A 21,635-nucleotide genomic window follows, 5' to 3' on the forward strand; every position below is an offset into this window, starting at 1 on the left:
CCAGGCTGCCGGCTTTCCCGCTTTCGTCCATGACAAGAGGTTTTCCATGTCCATTCGCTCCCTGCTCACCGCCCTGCTCTGCGCCTGTCTGCTCGGCGCTCCAACGGCCCAGGCCGCGCCCAAGACCTTCAAGCTGTGCTGGTCGATCTTCGCCGGCTGGATGCCCTGGGGCTATGCCGCTGAACAGGGCATCGTGAAGAAGTGGGCAGACAAGTACGGCATCGACATTCAGGTGCAGGAAGTGCCGGATTACGTCGGTTCCATCGAACGCTACAGCGCCGGGCAGTTCGACGCCTGCACCATGACCAACATGGATGCCCTGACCATTCCCGCCGCCGCCGGCAAGGACAGCACCGCGCTGATCGTCGGCGACTTCTCCAACGGCGCCGACGGCCTGCTGCTGCGCGGCAGCGGCCTGCGCATCCAGGACCTCAAGGGCAAGAGCGTGCTGCTGGTGGAGAACTCGGTGTCGCATTACCTGCTCAGCCGCGCGCTGGAGTGGGCCCTGCTCGAGGAGAGCGACGTGACCATCATCAACGTCTCCGACACCGAAATCGCCGAGGCCTTCCTCGCCGGCAAGGGCGACGCGGTGATCACCTGGAACCCGATCCTCTCCGAGATCCGCCGCAAGGCCGAAGTCAGCCAGGTGTTCAGCTCCAATCTGATTCCCGGCGAAATCCTCGACCTCACCGTGGTCGACAGCCAGACCCTGGCGCAGCACCCGGAATTCGGCCGCGCACTGACCGGCGCCTGGTTCGAGACCCAGCGTCTGCTCGGCCTGCCCACCCCGGCCGGGCGCGAGGCCCGGGCCAGAATGGCGGCCGCTGCCGACACCACCGCGGACGACTTCGAGGCCCAGTTGGGTACCCTGCGCTCGTTCTACTCGCCGCGCACCGCGCTGAACTTCGCGCGCACCGGCAAGCTGCCGGATCTGATGCAACGGGTGGCGCGCTTCGCCGATGCCCACGGCCTGCTGGGCAAGAGCGGCATGGGGCTGACCAATCTGGGGATCGCCTTTAGCGGTGAACGGACTTTGGGCAACCCGCAGCGCATCCTGCTGCGTTTCAATCACGACTACATGCAGTTGGCTGCCGACGGCGCACTCTGACGCCCCAGCAGGCAGCACGACCCGAGCCCAATGCACCAGCAGAGCGCATCGCATGCCCCGACGCCAGCCGAGCGAGCGCCGCCTGCTGCGCTTCGCGGTGCATGGCACGATGTTCGCTAAGAACAGCCCGTGCAGGAACAACCCGGCTCGCCGGGATCGCGGCACCACAATTTGCCAATAGCCGGCTAGGGTTCCGGCTCGCCACCCGCGAGCGACTGGTCCGAGAGCTGGCGACCTCCAGCGAGGTTACACGGCGGGACAAAAGCCCGGGAGAACGCGCCCCATCCTTGGGGAACCGCCGCGCACTCCTGCCCGCCCCCTGTCCAACTGGAGGTTCACCATGGGTATGCCCCACTCGTTTCAGCGGCCATCGGCCACCCATCCCAAAGGCCCGATGCCCGCACGCCCTTGCGCCCGCTAGCGGCGCAGGCATTTCGCTCCAGGCCCGACGAGGACTCCCCATGCGCCTGATCAATCGCCACCCGGATCGCAGCGGCCGCCTGCTGCTGATCCTGCTGCCCTTCGCCCTGCTGCTGTTCGTCTACTTCAGTGCCTCGACCACCCGCCTGGCCGAAAACCCCAACGACAAGCTGCTGCCCAGCGCCAGCCAGATGGTCGATGCCATCGACCGCCTGGCCTTCACCGAGGACAAACGCAGCGGCCAGTACCTGTTCTGGCAGGACACTGCCTCCAGCCTGCAACGCCTGGGCATGGGCCTGGGCATCGCCGCGCTGCTGGGCCTGGTGCTGGGCATCGCCGCCGGCAGCATCCCGCTTTTCGGCGCACCGCTGTCACCGCTGCTCACGGTGCTGTCGATGATTCCGCCGCTGGCCATCCTGCCAATCCTGTTCATCGTCTTCGGTCTGGGCGAGCTGTCCAAGGTGATGCTGATCGCCATCGGCATCACTCCCTGCATCGCCCGTGATATCGAACAGCGCGCCCGCGAAATTCCCGGCGAGCTGCTGATCAAGGCGCAGACCCTCGGCGCCAACACCTGGACGCTGATCCTGCGCCTGGTGCTGCCGCAGCTGCTGCCGCGCCTGCTGATCTCGCTGCGCCTGATGCTCGGCTCGGCCTGGCTGTTTCTGATCGCCGCCGAGGCCATCGCCTCGACCGACGGCCTCGGCTATCGCATCTTCCTGGTGCGCCGTTACATGGCCATGGACGTGATCCTGCCCTACGTGGTGTGGATCACCCTGCTGGCCTGGCTGATGGACCTGGGCCTGCGTCAGGTGCTGCGCCTGTGCTTCCCCTGGCATGAAGGAGGCAAGGCATGACCCTGTTCAGCCAACATATCGTCCCGCTGAGGGAACCTGCCATGAGCGAATCCAGCGCTACGGCCGCGAACCCGGCGACAACCGCCTTCATCGAAGCGCGCAACCTGTGGCAGGAGTACGGCGACCAGGTCGTGCTCGAACGCCTCAACCTCAAGGTGAATGAAGGCGAATTCTGCACCCTGGTCGGCGCCTCCGGCTGTGGCAAGTCCACCTTCCTGCGCATGCTCCTCGGCCAGGAACGCCCGAGCCGCGGCGAACTGCTGCTGCGTGGTCAGGTGCTGCCCAACGAGCCCGATCCGAGCCGGGGCGTGGTGTTCCAGCGTTACTCGGTACTCCCGCATCTGAGCGTGCTGGACAACGTCGCCCTCGGCCTGGAACTGCCGAAGTCGAAGCTGCTGGGCCGGCTGTTCGGTGCCGCCAAGCGCGAGGCCCGCGAGCGCGCTGCGGAAATCCTCACCAAGGTCGGCCTCGGCCATGCCCTGAACAGATACCCCAGCGCGCTCTCCGGCGGCATGCAGCAACGCCTGGCCATCGCCCAGGCGCTAGTGATGCAACCGCGCATGCTGCTGCTCGACGAGCCCTTCGGCGCCCTCGACCCCGGCATCCGCAAGGACATGCACGCGCTGCTGCTGGAGCTGTGGCAGGAAACCCGCCTGACCGTGTTCATGGTCACCCACGACCTGTCCGAAGGCTTCAGCCTCGGCACCCGCCTGCTGGTGTTCGACAAGGTGCGCCACGACCCGCAGGCGCCCGGTGCATACGGGGCGCGGATCACCTATGACATTCCGCTGAACGCGGCGCGCCGGGCGCAGGTGCAACTGCCCAGCGAGCTGGCCGAGCGTATCGCCGCGCGCAACGAACCGTAGCCCGGATGAAATCCGGGGATCATCGGGACAGTTTCCCCGGATTGCATCCGGGCTACGGAGCGGCCAGCCTGGTGCGCACAGCGCACCCTACGAAGCGCACACCGTGCTGCAGAACGTAGGGTGCGCCGTGCGCACCACCTGTGCCTCCGGCAAGGAAGCTCTCCTAGCTCAACACCTCGAGATAGCGCGCCAGCGTTTCCCCCTCCGCGGCAAACCAGCACTGCGCCTCGTCGGTACAGGGCGTGGCGAGATCGGCGCGCCAGTCCGGCTCCAGCGTATCGATGAGGAAGGTGCGCACCATCGCAAGGCCATCCGGCCTTTGCAGGTGCTGGCAGACGCGCCCGGCCGCCGGGATTTCGAAGCCCTCCAGCGAAACGCGCTGCCCGACCCGCGCCGGCTGGGTGGATAGCGCCACCCGATACCGGCCCGGCTGATCGGCATAGGCCAGCAAGGTTTCGCAGTCGAACAGCGCGGCCAGCGCCTGTCCATCACCCTGTGCCCGCTCCGCGCGCTCACGCAGTTGCAGCGCTGACTCACCCGGCTCGACCGCCCGCCCATGCACCCAGCCAAGCCGGTCGCCGCAGAGAATCAGGCCACCGCCGCGCTGCAGCACCTGGCCGGTTTCGGCATCGCACTCCTCCAGCAGACGCAGGCCGATCAACGGCCCGCCGCTGGCCTGCAGGCGCCAGTCCTCGACATAGGCGCCGCTGGTGCCGAACTCGATCATGCAGTTGCCGATGCGCTGCAACTGCGCCGGCTCCGGCCAGCGATTGTGCAGTTGCAGGGACACCCCGCCGCGCCAGCTCAGGTAGCCGTTCTCCCAGATGCTGTCGGCCACCCAGCCTTCATAGTTGGCAAGCTGGCGCAGCTCGGCGGCGTCGTAGTCCTGCCAGGCCCGTACCGGTAGCGCGGGTGCGTCCGGCAGGCGCAGGTCGATGGTGAAGCTGCGGCTCTGCAGCCAGTGCACCTGGGTGCGCTCGTCGCTGCGGCCATCGGCGAAGCTGATGCTGCGCCGACGAAAGTGCCCGAGCATCCAGTCCGGCACACCGCCCTCGGCGCGCTGCGGGTAACGTGCAGCCAATTCCAGCAGGTTCATGCCGTCACCTCCCGGCCGCCTTGACCAAAGCTGGACAAACCTGCCGTACCATCCGGCAGTTGCAGTGAGCCGTCCTCCAGCCGCTCACGCAGATAGCGGAAGGTCTGCGCCGTCTGCGCGAACAGGTGGTCGCCACAGTTCACCGGCGCGTACACCCGCTCACCGCGCGGCGGCAGGCCGGGGATCGGCGCGATGCGCGTCGGGTAGTCGCAGGCGCAGAACAGTGGGAAGGCGAAACGCTCCTCGCTGACCTTGCGCACGCGGTGCGAGGTGGCGACGAAATGGCCGTTGCTGAGCACTTCGAGCATGTCGCCGATATTGATCACGAAGGCGTCCTCCACCAGCGGCACGTCGATCCACTGCCCATCGCCGTTGAGCACCTGCAAGCCTTCGGCGGTGGGCAGAAGAATGGTGAAGCACTCGTAGTCGGTGTGCGCGCCGATGCCGGGACGGTCGGCCACCGGATCGGGATCGAGCGGGTAATGGATCATGCGCAACTGGCTGGTGGGCTGCCGGGTGATGCCGGCGAAGGTGTCCTCGGCCAGCCCCAGCGCCAGGGCGAAGCCGCGAAACAGCGTGTCGCCCAGCGCCAGCGCGGCGCGGTAGTAGGCGCTGACCTCGCGCTTGAAGTCCGCCGAGTCCGGCCACTGCGTCGGGCCCAGCAGCGGATAGACCTGCGCCGCCTCGGTGTAATCGTAATTGACGTCGTAGGCTTCCTTGAGATCCTTGCTGCCGCCGACGAACTGCTCCTCGCCCTCCGGCACGTAGCCGCTGTGGTTGCTCGACTGGCCGATGTAAAAACGCATCTTCTCTTCCAGCGGGCGGGCGAAGAAGCGGCGCGCCTGGTCGACCAAACCGTCGCGCAGCTCACGCGCAATGCCGTGCCCGGTAATCTGCAGGAAGCCGACCTCGCGCGCGGCACGGCCCAGCTCATCGGCTACGCGCTGGCGCTCGGCAAAATGCTCGCTATACAAGCCCGAGACATCGATCAGGGGAATCGAGGTGAAATGGGTATGCGCCATGGCAATCTCCCTTGAACAAGTGAGTTACCTGGTCGTCCAGACGAGCAGCGGGTCGGGTCGTCCCGAGGGCGGCGGCAAGGCCGCCCCTGCAACGGGGTCGATAGCGATTTCCATGCCACCGCCATCATGCCGCCAAGGCGCGGTGCTTTGAGCCGAATTGCCCCCGAACGGTGCAATGAACACCACCTAGGCCCCATCAGGCAGCACGCAAACCGCAAGCTACATCGCCCAAGCGCGCAGCCACGGGCTCCGGCGAGCTGGCACGCTATTCGCTAAAGCTCAGGTGTGCAGGTTACAACCGGGTTTTCCCGGAATCGCGGCACCACAATTTGCGAAATGGATGACTAGGGTTCCGATCCGCGCAGGCGGGTGACTGGTCCGAGAGTCATCGACCTCCAGTGAGGTTACACGGCGGGATAAAAGCCCGGGAGAACGCGCCTTTCGAACCATTCGAAACGTGCCGCGACTCCTGCCCGTACTCAACAAGACTGGAGGTTCCAATGCGCAAGTACCGTCTGCTCTCCTTCGCCGCTGCCGGTCTGGCCGCGCTGCTCAGCTTCAGCGCCCACGCCGAGAAGAAAGACAGCTTCAGTGTCTGCTGGACGCTCTACGCCGGCTGGATGCCCTGGGGCTATGCCAGCACCTCCGGCATCATCGACAAATGGGCGAAGAAGTACGGCATCGACATCGATGTCGTGCAGCTCAACGATTACGTGGAATCCATCAACCAGTACAGCGTCGGTCAGTTCGACGGCTGCACCATGACCAACATGGACGCCCTGACCATTCCCGCCGCCGGCGGCGTGGACAGCACCGCGCTGATCGTCGGCGACTACTCCAACGGCAACGACGGCCTGCTGATCAAGGGCGAAGGCAAGACCCTGGCCGACCTCAAGGGCATGCAGGTCAACCTGGTGGAGCTGTCGGTCTCCCACTACTTCCTCGCCCGCGCCCTGGAAAGCGCCGGCATGAGCGAGCGCGACGTGAGCGTGGTGAACACCTCCGACGCCGACATCATCGCCGCCTATACCACCCCCAGCGTGCAGGCTGCCGCCACCTGGAACCCGATGCTCGCCGAGATCAAGGCCCAGCCGGGCAGCACCGAGGTGTTCGACTCTTCGAAGATTCCCGGTGAAATCCTCGACATGATGGTGGTCAACACCCAGACGCTGAAGGACAACCCGGACTTCGGCAAAGCCCTGGTCGGCGCCTGGTTCGAGATTCTCGACCTGATGCAGTCCGGCACGCCCGAAGCCACCGAAGCCCTGACCGAAATGGCCAAGGCCTCCGGTACCGACCTGGCCGGTTTCCAGGCCCAGCTGGCGACCACCAAGCTGTTCTACACACCCAAGGAAACCCTGGACTTCGTCACCAGCCCGGCCCTGCCAGAGACCATGACCAAGGTCGCCAACTTCAGCTTCGAGCACGGCATCCTCGGTGAAGGCGCGCGCAGCGCTGACGCCATCGGCATGACCTTCGCGGGCGACGTGACTACCGGCGACAGCGCCAACATCAAGCTGCGCTTCGACCCGAGCTACATACAGATGGCCGTCGACGGCAAGCTCTGACCCTCACGCCCCCTCGCAACGATGATCAGGCGCCACTGCCGGCGCCTGACGATACGGCTTTGATCTCGAGGTACCCATGACAACTGCCCTTACCCTGCGCCCCACCCTCTATGAGGAAACCGTCCCCGGCGGCGGCCACACTTCCTTCGTGCTCAAGCGCGGCCAGTTGCTGCGCATCACCGATATCGAAGGCGGCGCCAACGTCAGCCTGCTGCTGTTCAACGCCCTTGAGAAAAGCGAGCGGCTGAACCTGCCGGACACCCTCAAGTGCCAGCACACCGCCAAACTCACCGCCGGCCACTGCCTGTACTCGGACATGGGCAAGGTGCTGGCGGCGATCACGGCCGATACCTGCGGCTGGCACGACAGCTTCGGCGGCGTGCTGAATGCCGACGAGGTGCTGGAAAAGTACGGCCAGGGCCGCTACCAGGAACTGCGCAACGGCTTCTTCCGCAACGGCATGGACAACCTGCTGGTGGAAATGGGCAAGTGGGACCTGAACCTGCAGGACCTGTTGATGAACCTCAACCTGTTCAGCCGCGTGGAGGTCGACGCCGATGGCGTCTTCCACTTCCAGCCGAACAATTCCAGGGCCGGCGACCATATCGAGCTGTATGCGCCGATGGACACCCTGGTGGTGCTCACCGCCCTGCAGCACCCGATGGACCCCAACCCGCAGTACGCGCCCAAGCCGGTGCAGCTCGCCTGGAGCAAGGTTGCCAGTGACGGTATCACCCTGCTCTGCCGCACCTCGCGCCCGGAGAACGGCCGGGGCTTTCACAACACCGAACGCCAGTACCTCTGAGGATGCCGACATGAGCCTGACCGCAAGCAACCTGCATCCTGAAACCGCCGTGTTCCGCCACACCATCCCGGCGGGCGAACCCTACCTGTTCGAGGTCAAGGCCGGGCAGACCCTGCGCCTGCATGATCTGGAAGGCAACCAGGCGATCGACACCCTGTTCTTCGCGGCGAAAAACCCGCGCGAGCGCTTCGACCCGCAGCGCACCCTGCGCAAGCAGAACAAGGTCTACCTCACCACCGGCACGGTGCTCTACTCCAATCTTGGCAAGCCGCTGCTGACCATAGTCGCCGACACCTGCGGGCGCCACGACACCCTCGGCGGCGCCTGCGCGCAGGAGAGCAACACCGTCAGGTATGCACTCGAGAAGCGCTATATGCACAGCTGCCGCGACAACTTCCTGCGCGCCAGCCTGCACGACGGCCGCCTGAGCAAGCGCGACCTCGGCGCCAATATCAATTTCTTCATGAACGTGCCGGTAACGCCGGAGGGCGGCCTGACCTTCGAGGACGGCCTCTCCGCGCCCGGCAAGTACGTGGAACTCAGGGCCGAGACCGACGTGATCGTGCTGATCTCCAACTGCCCGCAACTGAACAACCCCTGCAACGGCTGGAACCCGACGCCGGCCGAAGTGCTGGTGTGGAACTGACGTAGGGCGGGTGAAACCCGCCAAGGCCCGGCGGGTTTCACCCGCCCTACAAAATTTGTCCGCAGCACGCGCAACACGCATCACCCGGATTTTCACCACGGACGACCGTGGCACATGACGAATGACGGCGGGACGGCCCGCCACGCCCTTCGAGGGTCAATGAAGATGTTCGACAAACTCCTGATCGCCAACCGTGGCGCCATTGCCTGCCGCATCCTGCGCACCCTGCGTGAACTGAACGTCAGCGGCGTGGCCGTGTATGCCGAGGCCGACGCCGCCAGCCTGCATATCCAGCAGGCCGATGAAGCCTTCTGCCTCGGCGACGGCCCCGCCGCGCAGACCTACCTCGTGGTCGACAAGATTCTCGCCGTGGCCAAGGCCAGCGGCGCGCAGGCCATCCACCCCGGCTACGGCTTTCTCTCCGAGAACGCCGCCTTCGCCGCAGCCTGCGAAGCGGCCGGCATCGCCTTCGTCGGCCCGACGCCCGAGCAACTGCGCGTATTCGGCCTCAAGCACACCGCCCGCGCCCTGGCCAAGCAACATGGCGTGCCCATGCTCGAAGGCACCGAATTGCTGGAAAACCTCGACGCCGCGCTCAAGGCCGGCGAACAGGTCGGCTACCCGGTGATGCTGAAAAGCACTGCCGGCGGTGGCGGCATCGGCATGCGCGTCTGCCGCTCGGCCGCCGAACTCAGCGAAGCCTTCGAGGCGGTCAAGCGCCTGGGGCAGAACAACTTCAGCGACAGCGGCGTATTTATCGAGAAATACATCCAGCGCGCCCGCCACCTGGAAGTGCAGGTATTCGGCGACGGCCAGGGCGAGGTGCTCGCCCTCGGAGTGCGCGACTGCTCGGTACAACGGCGCAACCAGAAGGTGCTGGAAGAAACCCCGGCACCGAACCTCCCGGCCGGCATGAATGAGGCGCTGTGCGCGGCGGCGATCAAGCTGGCCAAGGCAGTGAATTACCGCAGCGCCGGCACCGTCGAATTCGTCTACGACAGCGAGGCCGAGCGTTTCTACTTCCTCGAAGTGAACACCCGCCTGCAGGTCGAGCACGGCGTCACCGAACAGGTGTGGGGCGTCGACCTGGTGCGCTGGATGATCGAACTGGCGGCCGGTGATCTGCCGCCGCTGAGCGAACTGGCCAAGGGCCTGAAGCCATCCGGCCACGCCATCCAGGCGCGGCTGTACGCCGAAGACCCGGGCCGCGATTTCCAGCCCAGCCCCGGCCTGCTCACCGCCGTGCAGTTCCCCGAAGCCGACGGCAAGGCGCTGCGTATCGACACCTGGGTCGAGGCCGGCTGCGAGATTCCGCCCTACTTCGACCCGATGATCGCCAAGCTGATCACCTGGGCGCCAAGCCGCGAGCAGGCCAGCGCCGCGCTGGACAAGGCCCTTGGCGATTCCGTGCTCTACGGCGTGGAATGCAACCGCGACTACCTGCGCCAGATCCTCAGCGATGCGCCTTTCGCCAGCGGCCATCCCTGGACCCGCTGCCTGGAAAACCTCGTCTATCACGCCAGCACCTTCGAAGTGCTCAGCGCCGGCACCCAGACCAGCGTGCAGGACTATCCAGGCCGCCTCGGCTACTGGGCCGTGGGCGTACCGCCGTCCGGGCCGATGGATGATCGCGCCCTGCGCCTGGGCAACCGCCTGCTGGGCAACGCAGAGGGCGCCGCCGGCCTGGAAATCACCATGAGCGGCCCAACCCTGCGCTTCAATACGGACGCCGTGGTCGCCGTCACCGGCGCCGAGATTCCGCTGAACATCGATGGCGTGGAACAGCCGATGAACACCGCGCTGCTGATCGAGGCCGGCAGCACCCTGGCGCTCGGCACCATCGCGGGCAGCGGCGCGCGCAGCTACCTGAGCGTTCGCGGCGGCATTCAGGTGCCGGACTACCTGGGCAGCAAGAGCACCTTCACCCTCGGTCAGTTCGGTGGCCACGGCGGCCGCGCCCTGCGCGCCGGCGACGTGCTGCACCTGCTGCCGCTGGCCGATACCGGCAGCGACGCACGACTGCCCGGCGAACTCTGCCCGGCCCTGCCGGCGGTACGCGAGCTGCGCGTGATCTACGGCCCGCACGGCGCGCCGGAATACTTCACACCCGGCTATGTAGACAGCTTCCTTGCCACCGAGTGGGAAGTGCACTTCAACTCCAGCCGCACCGGCGTGCGCCTGATCGGGCCGAAACCGGAATGGGTGCGCGACAGCGGCGGCGAAGCCGGCCTGCACCCGTCCAATATCCACGACAACCCCTACGCCATCGGCGCGGTGGACTTTACCGGCGATATGCCGGTGATCCTCGGCCCGGACGGCCCCAGCCTGGGCGGCTTCGTCTGCCTGGTGACCATCATCGAGGCCGACCTGTGGCAGCTCGGCCAGCTCAAGGCCGGCGACAAGGTGCGCTTCGTGCCGGTGGATATCGCCACGGCGCGGGAGTTGGCCAAAGCCAGTGCCAGCGAATGCAACACTCTCCGTGGGAACGGCCGGGCGGCGCTCCGCTTCAGCCGCGATATAGCTGACACACCAATCGCGGATAAATCCGCTCCTACAGACGCGACCGTAGCCCGGATGCAATCCGGGGAAATCGCAGCGCCTGAATCCCGGATTGCATCCGGGCTACAAAGCCCCATCGTGCTGGATATCGGCCAGGCCGACACCCGCCTGGTCGCACGCCTGTCCGGCGACACCCACCTGCTCCTGGAAATCGGCCAACCGGAGCTGGACCTGGTACTGCGCTTCCGTGGCCATGCGCTGATGCAGGCGCTGGAAACCAAGCAGCTCGCCGGCGTGATCGACCTCACCCCCGGCATTCGCTCGCTGCAGGTGCACTACCAGCCGGAGACTCTGCCACTGCAGGCGCTGCTCGACATCGTCGCCGGCGAGTGGGACGCGGTATGCGCCGCGCGCGACCTCAAGGTGCCGTCGCGCATCGTCCATCTGCCGCTGTCCTGGGACGACCCGGCCTGCGCGCTTGCCATCGAGAAATACATGACCACCGTGCGCAAGGACGCCCCCTGGTGCCCGAGCAACCTGGAGTTCATCCGCCGCATCAACGACCTGCCGAACCTCGACGAGGTGTACCGCACCGTGTTCGACGCCAGCTACCTGGTGATGGGCCTGGGCGACGTCTACCTCGGCGCGCCGGTGGCCACCCCGCTGGACCCGCGCCATCGCCTGGTCACCACCAAGTACAACCCGGCGCGCACCTGGACGGCGGAAAACTCCGTCGGCATCGGCGGTGCCTACATGTGCGTGTACGGTATGGAAGGCCCCGGCGGCTACCAGTTCGTCGGCCGTACCCTGCAGATGTGGAACCGCTACCGCGCGGTCGAGGCCTTCGACGGCAAGCCCTGGTTGCTGCGCTTCTTCGACCAGATCCGCTTCTACCCGGTGAGTGCCGACGAACTGCTGCGCATCCGCCGCGACTTCCCGCTGGGCCGCTACCCGCTGCGCATCGAGCACAGCGAACTGGCCCTGGCCGACTACCAGCGCTTTCTCGATGAAGAAGCAGAGGGCATCGCCGCCTTCCGTCAGCAGCAGCGCGCGGCTTTCGACGCCGAGCGCCAGCGCTGGATCGAATCGGGTCAGGCGCATTTCGAAGTCGAGGAAGTGGCCGCCGAGCTTGGCGATGACGCCCCGCTGAGCGCTGGTCAGCACGGCATCGACAGCCATATCGCCGGCAACCTCTGGCAGGTGCAGGTCGAGGCAGGCGCACAGGTGCAGGCCGGCGACGTGCTGGTGATTCTCGAATCGATGAAGATGGAGATTCCGCTGACCGCACCGGTAGCCGGCACCGTGCGCGAGGTGCGTGTGCAGCCCGGCTCGCCGGTACGCGCCGGGCAGCGCGTGGTGGTGCTGGAGGAAGCCTGAAAAGCTCGCCGCTGAAGCGCCTCCCACAGGACCTGAGCAACCCTTGTGGGAGGCGCTTCAGCCGCGACAGCGTAGGAGCGGCTGGGCGGCATTCCGCTTCAGCCGCGCCCCCTGCAACTGCATCGTAGGAGCGGCTTCAGCCGCGATCCACACAAACGCCGATTCCCTGCCGAAGAAGTGTTGGTCGCGTTTTCACAACACTCCCCAAGTCCATCGACCTCCCTGTGGGAGGGGCTTTAGCCGCGGCCGCCTCATGCCCCACCGCAATACCGGCAACCCCAATCGCGGATAAATCCGCTCCTACAGTCCGTAGTCCGGATGAAACCCGGGAAACCAGCCACCCGGTTAACTGTCGATGCACCCAATCCGTAGGAGCGGCGCCCCGCCGCGAAGCTGGCTGACGACGCCTCGCAAAGCTTCACCCCGAGGCGGGGCTCCTACGCAAGGCTGCCTTGCTCGCCGTGCCGGATTGGCATAACCCCAACTTTCATCCACACCCCATAACCACACCGATCGTGATCACAACTGGCACTATCCCCTTCTGGCAAGCTAGCATCACGCCATTAGCCCGCTCCCGGACTCGCTCATGCTTCTGCGCCCCAAACGGCACACGCAAATCTCGTTGGTGTTACTGCTTCTGTTCCTGCTCAGCAGCGGCTTTCTCACCACCTCGCTGCTGAGCTACTACGCCTCGCGCGACAGCATCCGCCAGAACATCGTCAACACCGAACTGCCGCTGACCTCGGACACCATCTACTCCGAGATCCAGAAAGACCTGATCCGCCCGACGCAGATCGCCTCGATGATGTCGCGTGACACCTTCCTGCGCGACTGGGCGCTGGCCGGCGAGCAGGACCCGCAGCCCGTCACCCGCTACCTGCGCGAGATCCAGGATCACTACGGCACCTTCACCGCCTTTTTCATCTCCGAGCAAACCCGCACCTACTACCAGGCCAAGGGCGTGCTCAAGCAGGTGCGGGAAGACCAGCCACGCGATGCCTGGTACTTCCGCGTGCGCAGCATGGACGCCCCGTACGAGATCAGCGTCGACCCGGACATGGCCAATGACGATCGGCTGACCTTCTTCATCAACTTCAAGGTATTCGACTACCAGGACCGCTTCATCGGCGTGGCCGGCGTCGGGCTCACCGTGGATGCCGTGGTCAAGCTGGTGGACGACTACCAGCAGCGCTACGACCGCACGATCTTCTTCACCGATCGCGAAGGCCATCTGGTGCTCACCGGCGTCGAAGGCGGCCCCATGGGCGCCCGTCGCGGCCACCCCCTGAGCGAAGTGCCCGGCCTGGAAACCCTGCTGGCCGTACTGCCGCAACCCAGGAGCGGCAACTATCGCTACGACGAACACCGACGCAGCCACTTCCTCAACGTGCGCTACATTCCCGAGCTCGACTGGTTCCTGTACGTCGACAAGCACGAAGAAGGCGCACTGGCCGGCGTCCGCCACAGTCTCTATCTCAACCTGCTGATCTGCCTGCTGGTCACCGTCATCGTGCTGACCCTGGTGAGCCTGGCGATCCGCCGCTACCAGCAACGGATCGCCGCCCTGGCCACCACCGACAGCCTCACCGACCTGCCCAATCGCCGCGGCTTCGAACTGCACGTGGAACAGGCAATGCAGGAGGCGCAGCGCGACAGCAGCCCGCTGTGCGCGGTGCTGCTCGATCTGGACAACTTCAAGCTGATCAACGACCAGCACGGCCACCTGGCCGGTGACGAGGTGCTGCGCCGCTTCGCCGAGCAGTTGCGCGCCGCGCTGCGCCAGTCCGACATACTTTGCCGCTGGGGCGGCGAGGAATTCATCCTGCTGCTGAAGAATACCGACCGCCACGCTGCTCACGAGCTGGCCGAAAAGCTGCGCCAGTACTGCGCCGCGCAGCGCTACCCGGTGGGCGACGAAACGCTGCAGGTCACCGTCAGCCTGGGCCTCAGCCAGTGGCAGCCGGGCGAAGCCCTACACGACCTGCTCGGCCGCACCGACCGTGCGCTTTACCGGGCCAAACAGGGTGGGCGCGACCGCGTCTGCGAAGAGCACTGATGGACGCCGAGCACTGCCCGCTGTGCGGCAAGCCCAACCGGTGCAGCATCGCCGCCGGCCGCAGCGACGAACCCTGCTGGTGCTTCGAGGCGCAAATCGACCCCGCCGCCCTGCAGCGCCTGACGCCCGAGCAACGCGACCAGGCCTGCCTCTGCCCCGCCTGCGCCGGTGCCGTTGCTGCCGTCAAAGGCGAGGAGCGAGACTGAGCCATGCGCCTGGATCGCTTCCTCAGCAACTTCCCGCGCTTCAGCCGCCAGGACAGCCGCCTGCTGATCAGCGCCGGGCGCCTGCATGTGGACGGCGCGGTGGTGTGCGACCCACGCCACGACATCCGCGACTTCCACCGCGTCGAGCTGGACGACGAACTGCTGCAGGCCGGGCGCAGCGCGCGCTACTGGATGCTGCACAAGCCGGTCGGCGTGGTCAGCGCCACTGAGCACCACGAACACCGCACCGTGCTCGACCTGCTCGACGAGCCGGACAAGCACGACCTGCACCTGGCCGGGCGTCTGGACCTCAACACCAGCGGCCTGCTGCTGATCACCAATGACGGGCGCTGGTCGCGGCGCATCACCCAGCCACAGCAGCGCAAGCCCAAGGTCTACCACGTCACCACCGAACAGCCGATCACCGGCGAATACGCCGAGGTGTTCGAGCGCGGCCTGTACTTCGCCTTCGAAGATCTCACCACCCTGCCCGCCCAGCTCGACATACTGGGCAGCCACAGCGCCCGGCTGACCCTGTTCGAGGGCCGCTACCACCAGGTCAAGCGCATGTTCGGCCACTTCCGCAATCGGGTGGTTGCACTGCATCGAGAAAGCATGGGCGAGATCGTTCTCGACCCGCAGCTGGCGCCCGGCCAGTACCGCGCCCTGACAGCGGCGGAAATCGCCAGCGTCTGATCGCCACAGGTCGAACCTCACGACCCGACCAACGGTAGGCCGAAAACAGGATAAAGATGTGACTCGCCCTTGCGTGGTTGCAAGGCAACTGCTTGAATCGAATCACAAGTCTCGAGATGACCAATCGGTCACTACGAGACAGCGAAACGTTCTTTCAGTTGCTGGCGCCCTGCGCCGATTGGATTCCTGCCTGGTAACACCGCCCTCTCCAATGCCCCTGAAACGGCCTGGAGCGCTCGTCTGTTTCGATCCTAACTGCTTGAAATTCCTATACTTATAAAAATCTCCAGCCTGACATCAAGCTGTCACGCTCAGGCGCTTTTCTGACTGCTCAATCAAATGCGAACGGCCGCCCGCTCGCCTTGACCCACTTGCGCCAGGAGGAAACGACATGAGGCCAGAAACCGCAGTCGTCGAGATCAACAGGAAGCACAAGGTACACACGGAGTTCTACGGCAACCCGGCAGCAAGCAAGACCATCATCCTGGTCAACGGCTCCCTGGCGACCACCGCCTCGTTCGCGCAAACGGTCAAGTACCTGCAACCGCAGTTCAACGTGGTGGCCTTCGACCTGCCCTATGCCGGCCAATCGAAGCCGCACAACAGCGACTTCACGCCCATCAGCAAGGAAGACGAAGCGGCCATCCTGCTCAAGCTGATCGACCACTACGGCGCCAACTACCTGATGTCCTTCTCCTGGGGCGGCGTCGCCTCCATGCTCGCCCTGGCCCAGCGCCCGGCCACGCTGGAAAAGGCGGCGATCTGCTCCTTCTCGCCAATCCTCAACGTGCCGATGCTCGACTACCTGCATAAAGGCCTGCGCTTCTTGAACGCCGTGGATCGCGACAACATCGCCCTGCTGGTCAACAGCACCATCGGCAAGCACCTGCCGTCGCTGTTCAAGCGCTTCAACCACAAGCACGTCAGCACCCTGGACGAGCACGAATACCGGCAGATGTACGCCCACATCAAGCAGGTGCTGAACATGGAAGCGCACTGCAGCATGGAGTGCCTGCAGGCCATCGACATACCGCTGCTGTTCGTCAACGGCGACCGAGATGAATACACCTCGGTGGAAGACGCCTGCCTGTTCGCCCAGCACATCGACAACGCCCAGTTCGCCGTGATCGACGACGCCGGCCACTTCCTCGACATGGAACACAAGGCCGCCTGGCTGCAGACCCAGCGCATACTGCTGGACTTCTTCAACGCCCCCAGCAAACGCCTTCAACTGCCGACTCGCGGCGAGCTGCAGGAACTACAGGCCGTTGCGGTATGAACAGACGTGGAGGCGAACCGGCTGCACGACAGGTCCCGGTTCGCCCTTCATTTTCGCCGCAGGTTCCGGTATAAAGGCACCCGCTGCGGGTGTCGTATAATGGTAATACCCTAGCTTCCCAAGCTAGAGCCGTGGGTTCGATTCCCATCACCCGCTCCAGACAGCCAAGCAAAAGCCCCGTCATCTCTGACGGGGCTTTTTCGTTTCTGGCGTTTGAAGGGCTTGACCGCAAGGGTCGAGGCCGGGAAAGATGGCGCTTTGCGATCAGGCAGGACAGGCGCTAGACAGGAAATAAATCTGTCCCCTTTTCACTATGACCCTGAAGGTGAATGGCCGTTCCAGAAGCGCAAGCTGATCACAGATACCGAACAGATACTGTTCGAACGTCTACGCGAAGCCCTCCCCGGTTACCACATATTTACCCAGGTGCAGCTATCCCAACTTGTCAGTATCAAGAGGGGACACAGCTTCAAATTATAGTTTGCACGCATCAGCCGAATGAGTGTGGACTTTGTTGTAGTAGACAAAGAACTAAACACAGTTGCCGCCATTGAGCTTGATGACAAGTCTCACTATCTGGATGAAGACCGACACCAAGCAGATGCAAAGAAAGACAAAGCTTTAACAGCGGCGGGAATCAGGGTAATCAGATGGCGATGCGAGATAATGCCATCAGCCAATCAAATACAACTTACCTTTCCTGAGTGCGGTTCAAGAGAGAAAAATTAAGTATCAAATTACCCCTAGCCAAATAAAAACACCAACCCAAGAAAAACCAGCAAAGAAAATTCAACACGAAATATTAAGGAGCCTAAAAATGAATGGAAGTTTCATTGATAAAGTTCGAAGCGGGCAGATACCAGGCCCCACCAATAGAAAATTCAAGATAGAGACATGGGAAAAAGAGTGGAATGCAGTAAAAGGAGAAAGCTCAGAAGAAGAAGAGAAGATATACGCAGCAGGAATAATCTTCAACGAATTGCTGAAAGAAATCAGAAGCGAACTTGGAAAAGTCTTTAAAAAGCAAGCACCAAAAATAAAAAACAGCAGATATCTTGAACTACTATTCGCCATATCCAACAGAAATACCTTCTTAATTAAAAAAACAGGAGAAGACAACAAAGATAAAATATTAAATCTACTCCACACAACCTCAAATAAAAATAAGGCCGGAATTGAATTTTCAGTAGACGAACTAATACATAGCGCGGTTGACGGCTTCGAGAAAGCAATCGAAAATTGCGTAAGCAGAATAAAAGAAAAAAAAGAAATACCGATAGGAGAGCAGCCTACAGAAGTATTACATTTCATAGAACTGGAGTCATATTTCTCCCAAACTTACGGCACATGTGAAAGCTATTGGAATGCTTTAATCTGGAGAGACTTCGAGTTCATAGAACACAGTAGAGAAGAAAAGATATACGAAATAAAACAAATAAAAACACCAGAAGAAATTGCATACGAGACATCGAATCTCAGAAAAAGAAAACTACATGCGCATCAAGCCGGGATTCTTTCCAACAATATTTTCTGGAAATTTTTTGAAAACGACCTCTACATAAAACCAATTGGCTCAGGAAAAAGCAAAGACCTAAAAATAGAGAAATTCGAAAAAGCTGAACCAGAAATCCAACTGCACAACGCGCAGCTGAAGACCTCTGGAATCTATCTAGAAGACGAATTCCCTTTAAGCCTTTTAGAAAAGCCCACTGAACACGGCTTTAATATAAAAGAAGCTTTAGAAGTTTTCCGCACCCTATCACTACTATCAATGCTGTACGAAAAAAATACCCAGAAAACTCTGGGGTTTATACACCCGCAAAACTAATGGAATACTGCACCAGAGTAAAAAAACAAAAACTAATAATTGCAACAGCAAAAGCAACCAAACTCGACACAGTCAAAACGGAGACAATATTAGACTTCTTAACATTTAAAGGAAAGGAAACTGACCTATGGTGCCACCCCTTGGTAGAAACAGAGCCAGGGAAGTACTGCATGCTGACAAGCGCACTTAGCAGCCCTGTATTAACAAGAGTAGTTGAAAACTGGCTCACGGCACTAAAAATTGAAATGACAGAAAAAGGGTATCAATACGAGAAAACTTCTCTAGACGAGCTGAATTCCCACTTAGAGAATAACCCGTTAGTTCAAAATTACGAAAAAGCAACAACAAAAATAATAAAGGTAAACGGAACAAAAGAAGAAATAGACATAATTTTCCGGGTAGGTAGCTCAGTACTTATAGGCGAAGCAAAATCAATCGTAACCACAGACTCACCAATCTCTTACTATCGAGCAATAAAAACACTTGAAGGCGCGGCAGAACAAGTAAAAAGAAAAACAGAATTCGTAAAGCAAAATCTTGAAGAAATATTTAAAAAGCTAGACTGGAAAACAGATCACAAAGACATAAATACAATCATCCCATTCATCATAAATAGCAACAAAATATACTCTGGATTCAGTATTAAAGACGTACCAATAGTAGACGACAAAATAATATGCAGGTATTTCGAAAGCGGGGAATTCCCAATATTCTCAATACCAGAAAATAAAAAAATGAGGCATATTGCCTGGTTTGATATCTACAAAACAGAACAAGAACTAGAGAGCAACATAGGCAAATATCTGGAAAGCCCCCCGCAAATACTAGCAGATCAAAAGAACTTTGAATATAAAACTGCACAAATCCCCTGCATAAACGAAGACTCATACAAGCTCGCATACACAAGACTAATGCCAAAAACCTTTGACATTGAGTCAATATTAAAAAAACAACATCCTTTTGAAATAAAAAAAATAGATAACATTGAAGAGTACATATCACAGGTACAGGCAATAATCTGAGAAAACAGAGATTGCCAAAGGTCATAGAAGAGTCAAAAAAGTGTCGAAGACACTGCGAGAGATAGCAGAAAAATGCCGTAGTGGCTGGGCTACAAGGCCAGAAAAGCCGGGCTTTGCGGATCACAGCGAGAGGCCGGGAAGGGTCGATTCCCATCACCCGCTCCAAGACAGCCAAGCAAAAGCCCCGTCATCGCTGACGGGGCTTTTTCGTTTCTGGCTTGAAGGGATTTGATCCCCCCGCTGAGATCGCTCCACGCGGACGAAAACCATGTGCACGGTGATCATCCTGTACAAGATTCCAACATCTCCCTCCTACGCTCAGCCCTCACAAGCAAGCCGTTCGTCGCCCCGCATGCGCCTCTCCAGGCCTCTGTATTGAGCCATATCCCGCCAATACGCCCGACCTAGAGCGGCACATTGCTATCAATTAACTTCGCCATGCCTGCCCATTGAAAAGCCCTAATAGCTATACAAACAGAAAATAATGTACAAGTTTGCGGCAGACCGGGTCTGTAAATCGCGCAAACCGCGCGGCGTTGTCTGCATCTTGAGGAGTAACCGCATGAATTCCCCCATGAGTATTGCTCAGCGTCTGAGCCTGGGCTTTGGCCTGGTGCTGTCACTGATGATTCTGATCACGCTCATCGGTGTGCAGCGCGTCGGTTTCATCGACGAGACGTTGACCGCCGTCAGCGATGGCGCTGCGCTGAAGCAGCGTTACGCGATCAACTTTCGCGGCAGCGTGCATGACCGCGCCATTGCCATTCGCGATGCGGTGCTGGATGGCGATGGTGCCGCGCTGGCCGGGCACCTGGGCGAAATCCAGCGTCTCGACCGCTTCTATCAGGAGTCGGCGCAGGCCATGGACACGCTGCTGGCGAAACAGGCGCCCACGGCGGCGGAGCAGCGTCTGCTGGACAACATCAAGACCATCGAGCGCAGCACGCTGGCGCTGACCGAGCAGTTGATCAGCCTGCGCCGCGACGGCAACCAGGCAGCACTGCCGCTGCTGATGGAGCGGGTCTCTCCCGCCTACAGCGAGTGGCTCAAGCACATCAATGCCTTTATCGATCACCAGGAAGAGGTGATCAGTCAGGATCTGGGCGAGGTGCGCGAGGTGGCCGGTGGCTTCCGTTTGCTGATTCTGCTGGTCACGGGTGCCGCACTGCTGCTGAGTGTGGGCATCAGCCTGGTGATCATCAACAAGTTGAAGTCGACACTGGGCGCCGAACCGCACCGGGTCGCGCAGGTGATCCAGCAGTTGGCCAAGGGTGAGCTCGATCAGCAGATCGAGACGCAGTATCCCAACAGCGTGATGGCGGACCTGCAGAACATGGTGCGCCACCTGAGCGACACCATTGCGCAGGTACGCAGTGCGGCAACCGAGCTGACTCATTCGTCGGATCAGTTGATGGCCACCTCCGACAGCAACAACCAGCAGATTCGCCTGCAATCGAGCGAGGCCGAGCAAATGGCCACGGCGATCAATCAGATGGCTGCCACGGTCAGCGAGGTGGCCAACTACGCCGCCAGCGCAGCAGCCGCCACACGCAATGCCGGCGGCGAGGTGACCATTGGCAATCGCGTGGTGAACGAGACGGCAAACGCCATCCAGACCCTGGCGCGCACGCTCGAGAGTGCGACGCAGAGCGTGCAACAGGTGTCCAGCGATAGCGAGAGCATCGAAAAGATCATCGAGGTCATTACCTCCATCGCCGAGCAGACCAACCTGCTGGCGCTCAACGCGGCCATCGAGGCTGCCCGCGCCGGTGAGCACGGCCGCGGCTTTGCCGTGGTGGCGGACGAGGTGCGCTCGCTGGCGACCCGCACGCAGGATTCGACGCGGGAAATTCGCGGCATGATCGCCCAGCTCCAGGAGGGCGCGAGCAAGGCCGCGGAGGTGATGCTCGAGAGCCGCCAACTGGCGCAGAAGACCGTCGAGCAGACCATCCTGGCCGAGCAGGCGCTGAGCAAGATCAGTGATGAAGTCACTGCAATCAATGACATGAACACGCAGATCGCCAGCGCCTCGGAACAACAGAGCGCGGTCGCCGAGGAGGTCAACCAGAACATCAGCCGCATCCACAACGCGACTCTGGAAACCTCCGCTGGCTCGGAGCAGGTGGCGGCCTCCAGCCATGAACTGGCAACCCTGGCCAACCGCCTGACCGACAAGGTGAGCTTCTTCAAGGTCCGGGCAGCCTGAAGACGCAGTACAGGTAACAGCCAAACGGTCGGGCGGCTGCATGGATGACCTATGCAGCTCGCCCGACCTTTTTCCCGC

17 protein-coding genes, 1 tRNA gene and 2 riboswitches are annotated in these 21,635 nt (G+C 61.7%); of the genes, 16 read left to right on the top strand and 2 right to left on the bottom strand.

All coding sequences use genetic code 11. The annotated features are described in order from the left end of the window. Nucleotides 1-46 precede the first annotated feature (46 nt). The 3 genes from BLS61_RS02265 (at nt 47) to BLS61_RS02275 (ending at nt 3,251) form a co-directional block, all read left to right on the top strand. Nucleotides 47-1,108, top strand: a complete 1,062-nt coding sequence (locus BLS61_RS02265) for a putative urea ABC transporter substrate-binding protein (protein ID WP_090426760.1) — start codon at nt 47-49, stop codon at nt 1,106-1,108. Nucleotides 1,109-1,282: 174 nt separating this feature from the next. Next, nucleotides 1,283-1,383, top strand: a riboswitch (guanidine-I (ykkC/yxkD leader). A gap of 186 nt (nt 1,384-1,569) precedes the next feature. Next, entirely contained in the window at nt 1,570-2,385 is an 816-nt protein-coding gene (locus tag BLS61_RS02270; protein WP_003245663.1) for an ABC transporter permease, read from the top strand. Nucleotides 2,386-2,426: 41 nt separating this feature from the next. Beyond that, nucleotides 2,427-3,251, top strand: a complete 825-nt coding sequence (locus tag BLS61_RS02275; protein WP_090426882.1) for an ABC transporter ATP-binding protein — start codon at nt 2,427-2,429, stop codon at nt 3,249-3,251. Between the two features lie 163 nt (nt 3,252-3,414). On the opposite strand, the gene BLS61_RS02280 is transcribed toward BLS61_RS02275, so the two are convergent. After that, nucleotides 3,415-4,347 carry a hypothetical protein gene (locus tag BLS61_RS02280; protein ID WP_090426763.1) on the bottom strand — a complete coding sequence of 311 codons (933 nt, stop codon included), beginning with the start codon at nt 4,345-4,347 and terminating at the stop codon, nt 3,415-3,417. Then, complete coding sequence (locus BLS61_RS02285) at nt 4,344-5,369, bottom strand: isopenicillin N synthase family dioxygenase (RefSeq protein WP_090426768.1); 1,026 nt, start codon at nt 5,367-5,369, stop codon at nt 4,344-4,346. Before BLS61_RS02285 ends, BLS61_RS02280 begins: the two co-directional genes overlap by 4 nt. A gap of 333 nt (nt 5,370-5,702) precedes the next feature. Continuing rightward, a riboswitch (guanidine-I (ykkC/yxkD leader) is annotated at nt 5,703-5,802 on the top strand. Nucleotides 5,803-5,869: 67 nt separating this feature from the next. On the opposite strand from BLS61_RS02285, the gene BLS61_RS02290 reads away from it, so the two are divergent. The 13 genes from BLS61_RS02290 to BLS61_RS02340 all read left to right on the top strand — a co-directional run bounded on the left by BLS61_RS02290 (nt 5,870) and on the right by BLS61_RS02340 (nt 21,557). Continuing rightward, nucleotides 5,870-6,937, top strand: coding sequence for a putative urea ABC transporter substrate-binding protein (locus BLS61_RS02290; RefSeq protein ID WP_090426771.1), 1,068 nt, complete (start codon nt 5,870-5,872; stop codon nt 6,935-6,937). Nucleotides 6,938-7,013: 76 nt separating this feature from the next. Next, nucleotides 7,014-7,742, top strand: coding sequence for an urea amidolyase associated protein UAAP1 (locus tag BLS61_RS02295; protein WP_090426774.1), 729 nt, complete (start codon nt 7,014-7,016; stop codon nt 7,740-7,742). 10 nt (nt 7,743-7,752) lie between these two features. Continuing rightward, nucleotides 7,753-8,388: an urea amidolyase associated protein UAAP2 gene (locus BLS61_RS02300; protein WP_090426777.1), complete on the top strand. Its 636-nt coding sequence runs from the start codon at nt 7,753-7,755 to the stop codon at nt 8,386-8,388. Between the two features lie 165 nt (nt 8,389-8,553). Beyond that, nucleotides 8,554-12,264, top strand: a complete 3,711-nt coding sequence (uca, locus tag BLS61_RS02305; RefSeq protein WP_090426885.1) for an urea carboxylase — start codon at nt 8,554-8,556, stop codon at nt 12,262-12,264. A gap of 586 nt (nt 12,265-12,850) precedes the next feature. Beyond that, on the top strand, nt 12,851-14,320 hold the full coding sequence (locus tag BLS61_RS02310) for a sensor domain-containing diguanylate cyclase (RefSeq protein WP_090426780.1): 1,470 nt from the start codon (nt 12,851-12,853) through the stop codon (nt 14,318-14,320). Further along, on the top strand, nt 14,320-14,526 hold the full coding sequence (locus tag BLS61_RS02315; RefSeq protein WP_090426783.1) for a cysteine-rich CWC family protein: 207 nt from the start codon (nt 14,320-14,322) through the stop codon (nt 14,524-14,526). Before BLS61_RS02310 ends, BLS61_RS02315 begins: the two co-directional genes overlap by 1 nt. A 3-nt stretch (nt 14,527-14,529) precedes the next feature. After that, nucleotides 14,530-15,222 (top strand): pseudouridine synthase, encoded by a 693-nt coding sequence (locus BLS61_RS02320; RefSeq protein ID WP_090426787.1) that lies wholly within the window; start codon nt 14,530-14,532, stop codon nt 15,220-15,222. Nucleotides 15,223-15,613: 391 nt separating this feature from the next. Further along, nucleotides 15,614-16,501 (top strand): alpha/beta fold hydrolase, encoded by an 888-nt coding sequence (locus tag BLS61_RS02325; protein WP_090426791.1) that lies wholly within the window; start codon nt 15,614-15,616, stop codon nt 16,499-16,501. 85 nt (nt 16,502-16,586) lie between these two features. Beyond that, a tRNA-Gly gene (locus BLS61_RS02330) sits at nt 16,587-16,660 on the top strand. Nucleotides 16,661-16,990: 330 nt separating this feature from the next. Beyond that, on the top strand, nt 16,991-17,230 hold the full coding sequence (locus BLS61_RS23795) for a DUF2726 domain-containing protein (RefSeq protein ID WP_341844473.1): 240 nt from the start codon (nt 16,991-16,993) through the stop codon (nt 17,228-17,230). Nucleotides 17,231-17,318: 88 nt separating this feature from the next. Next, on the top strand, nt 17,319-18,329 hold the full coding sequence (locus tag BLS61_RS23305) for a hypothetical protein (protein WP_139205523.1): 1,011 nt from the start codon (nt 17,319-17,321) through the stop codon (nt 18,327-18,329). Beyond that, nucleotides 18,329-19,351: a hypothetical protein gene (locus BLS61_RS23310; RefSeq protein ID WP_139205524.1), complete on the top strand. Its 1,023-nt coding sequence runs from the start codon at nt 18,329-18,331 to the stop codon at nt 19,349-19,351. Before BLS61_RS23305 ends, BLS61_RS23310 begins: the two co-directional genes overlap by 1 nt. 562 nt (nt 19,352-19,913) lie before the next feature. After that, entirely contained in the window at nt 19,914-21,557 is a 1,644-nt protein-coding gene (locus BLS61_RS02340) for a methyl-accepting chemotaxis protein (RefSeq protein ID WP_090426794.1), read from the top strand. The last annotated feature ends 78 nt before the right edge of the window (nt 21,558-21,635 follow it).

Origin of the sequence: Ectopseudomonas guguanensis (assembly GCF_900104265.1) — a bacterium.
Lineage (GTDB): Bacteria > Pseudomonadota > Gammaproteobacteria > Pseudomonadales > Pseudomonadaceae > Aquipseudomonas > Aquipseudomonas guguanensis.

What these genes read in the sequence shown, in the direction of transcription:
- BLS61_RS02340 (WP_090426794.1), top strand. Translation starts at nt 19,914, where the DNA reads ATGAATTCCCCCATGAGTATTGCTCAGCGTCTGAGCCTGGGCTTTGGC.
- BLS61_RS02295 (WP_090426774.1), top strand. Translation starts at nt 7,014, where the DNA reads ATGACAACTGCCCTTACCCTGCGCCCCACCCTCTATGAGGAAACCGTC.
- BLS61_RS02280 (WP_090426763.1), bottom strand. Translation starts at nt 4,347, where the DNA reads ATGAACCTGCTGGAATTGGCTGCACGTTACCCGCAGCGCGCCGAGGGC.
- BLS61_RS02320 (WP_090426787.1), top strand. Translation starts at nt 14,530, where the DNA reads ATGCGCCTGGATCGCTTCCTCAGCAACTTCCCGCGCTTCAGCCGCCAG.
- BLS61_RS02265 (WP_090426760.1), top strand. Translation starts at nt 47, where the DNA reads ATGTCCATTCGCTCCCTGCTCACCGCCCTGCTCTGCGCCTGTCTGCTC.
- BLS61_RS02315 (WP_090426783.1), top strand. Translation starts at nt 14,320, where the DNA reads ATGGACGCCGAGCACTGCCCGCTGTGCGGCAAGCCCAACCGGTGCAGC.
- BLS61_RS23305 (WP_139205523.1), top strand. Translation starts at nt 17,319, where the DNA reads ATGAATGGAAGTTTCATTGATAAAGTTCGAAGCGGGCAGATACCAGGC.
- BLS61_RS02285 (WP_090426768.1), bottom strand. Translation starts at nt 5,369, where the DNA reads ATGGCGCATACCCATTTCACCTCGATTCCCCTGATCGATGTCTCGGGC.
- BLS61_RS02270 (WP_003245663.1), top strand. Translation starts at nt 1,570, where the DNA reads ATGCGCCTGATCAATCGCCACCCGGATCGCAGCGGCCGCCTGCTGCTG.
- BLS61_RS02275 (WP_090426882.1), top strand. Translation starts at nt 2,427, where the DNA reads ATGAGCGAATCCAGCGCTACGGCCGCGAACCCGGCGACAACCGCCTTC.
- BLS61_RS02290 (WP_090426771.1), top strand. Translation starts at nt 5,870, where the DNA reads ATGCGCAAGTACCGTCTGCTCTCCTTCGCCGCTGCCGGTCTGGCCGCG.
- BLS61_RS23310 (WP_139205524.1), top strand. Translation starts at nt 18,329, where the DNA reads ATGGAATACTGCACCAGAGTAAAAAAACAAAAACTAATAATTGCAACA.
- uca (WP_090426885.1), top strand. Translation starts at nt 8,554, where the DNA reads ATGTTCGACAAACTCCTGATCGCCAACCGTGGCGCCATTGCCTGCCGC.
- BLS61_RS02300 (WP_090426777.1), top strand. Translation starts at nt 7,753, where the DNA reads ATGAGCCTGACCGCAAGCAACCTGCATCCTGAAACCGCCGTGTTCCGC.
- BLS61_RS02310 (WP_090426780.1), top strand. Translation starts at nt 12,851, where the DNA reads ATGCTTCTGCGCCCCAAACGGCACACGCAAATCTCGTTGGTGTTACTG.
- BLS61_RS02325 (WP_090426791.1), top strand. Translation starts at nt 15,614, where the DNA reads ATGAGGCCAGAAACCGCAGTCGTCGAGATCAACAGGAAGCACAAGGTA.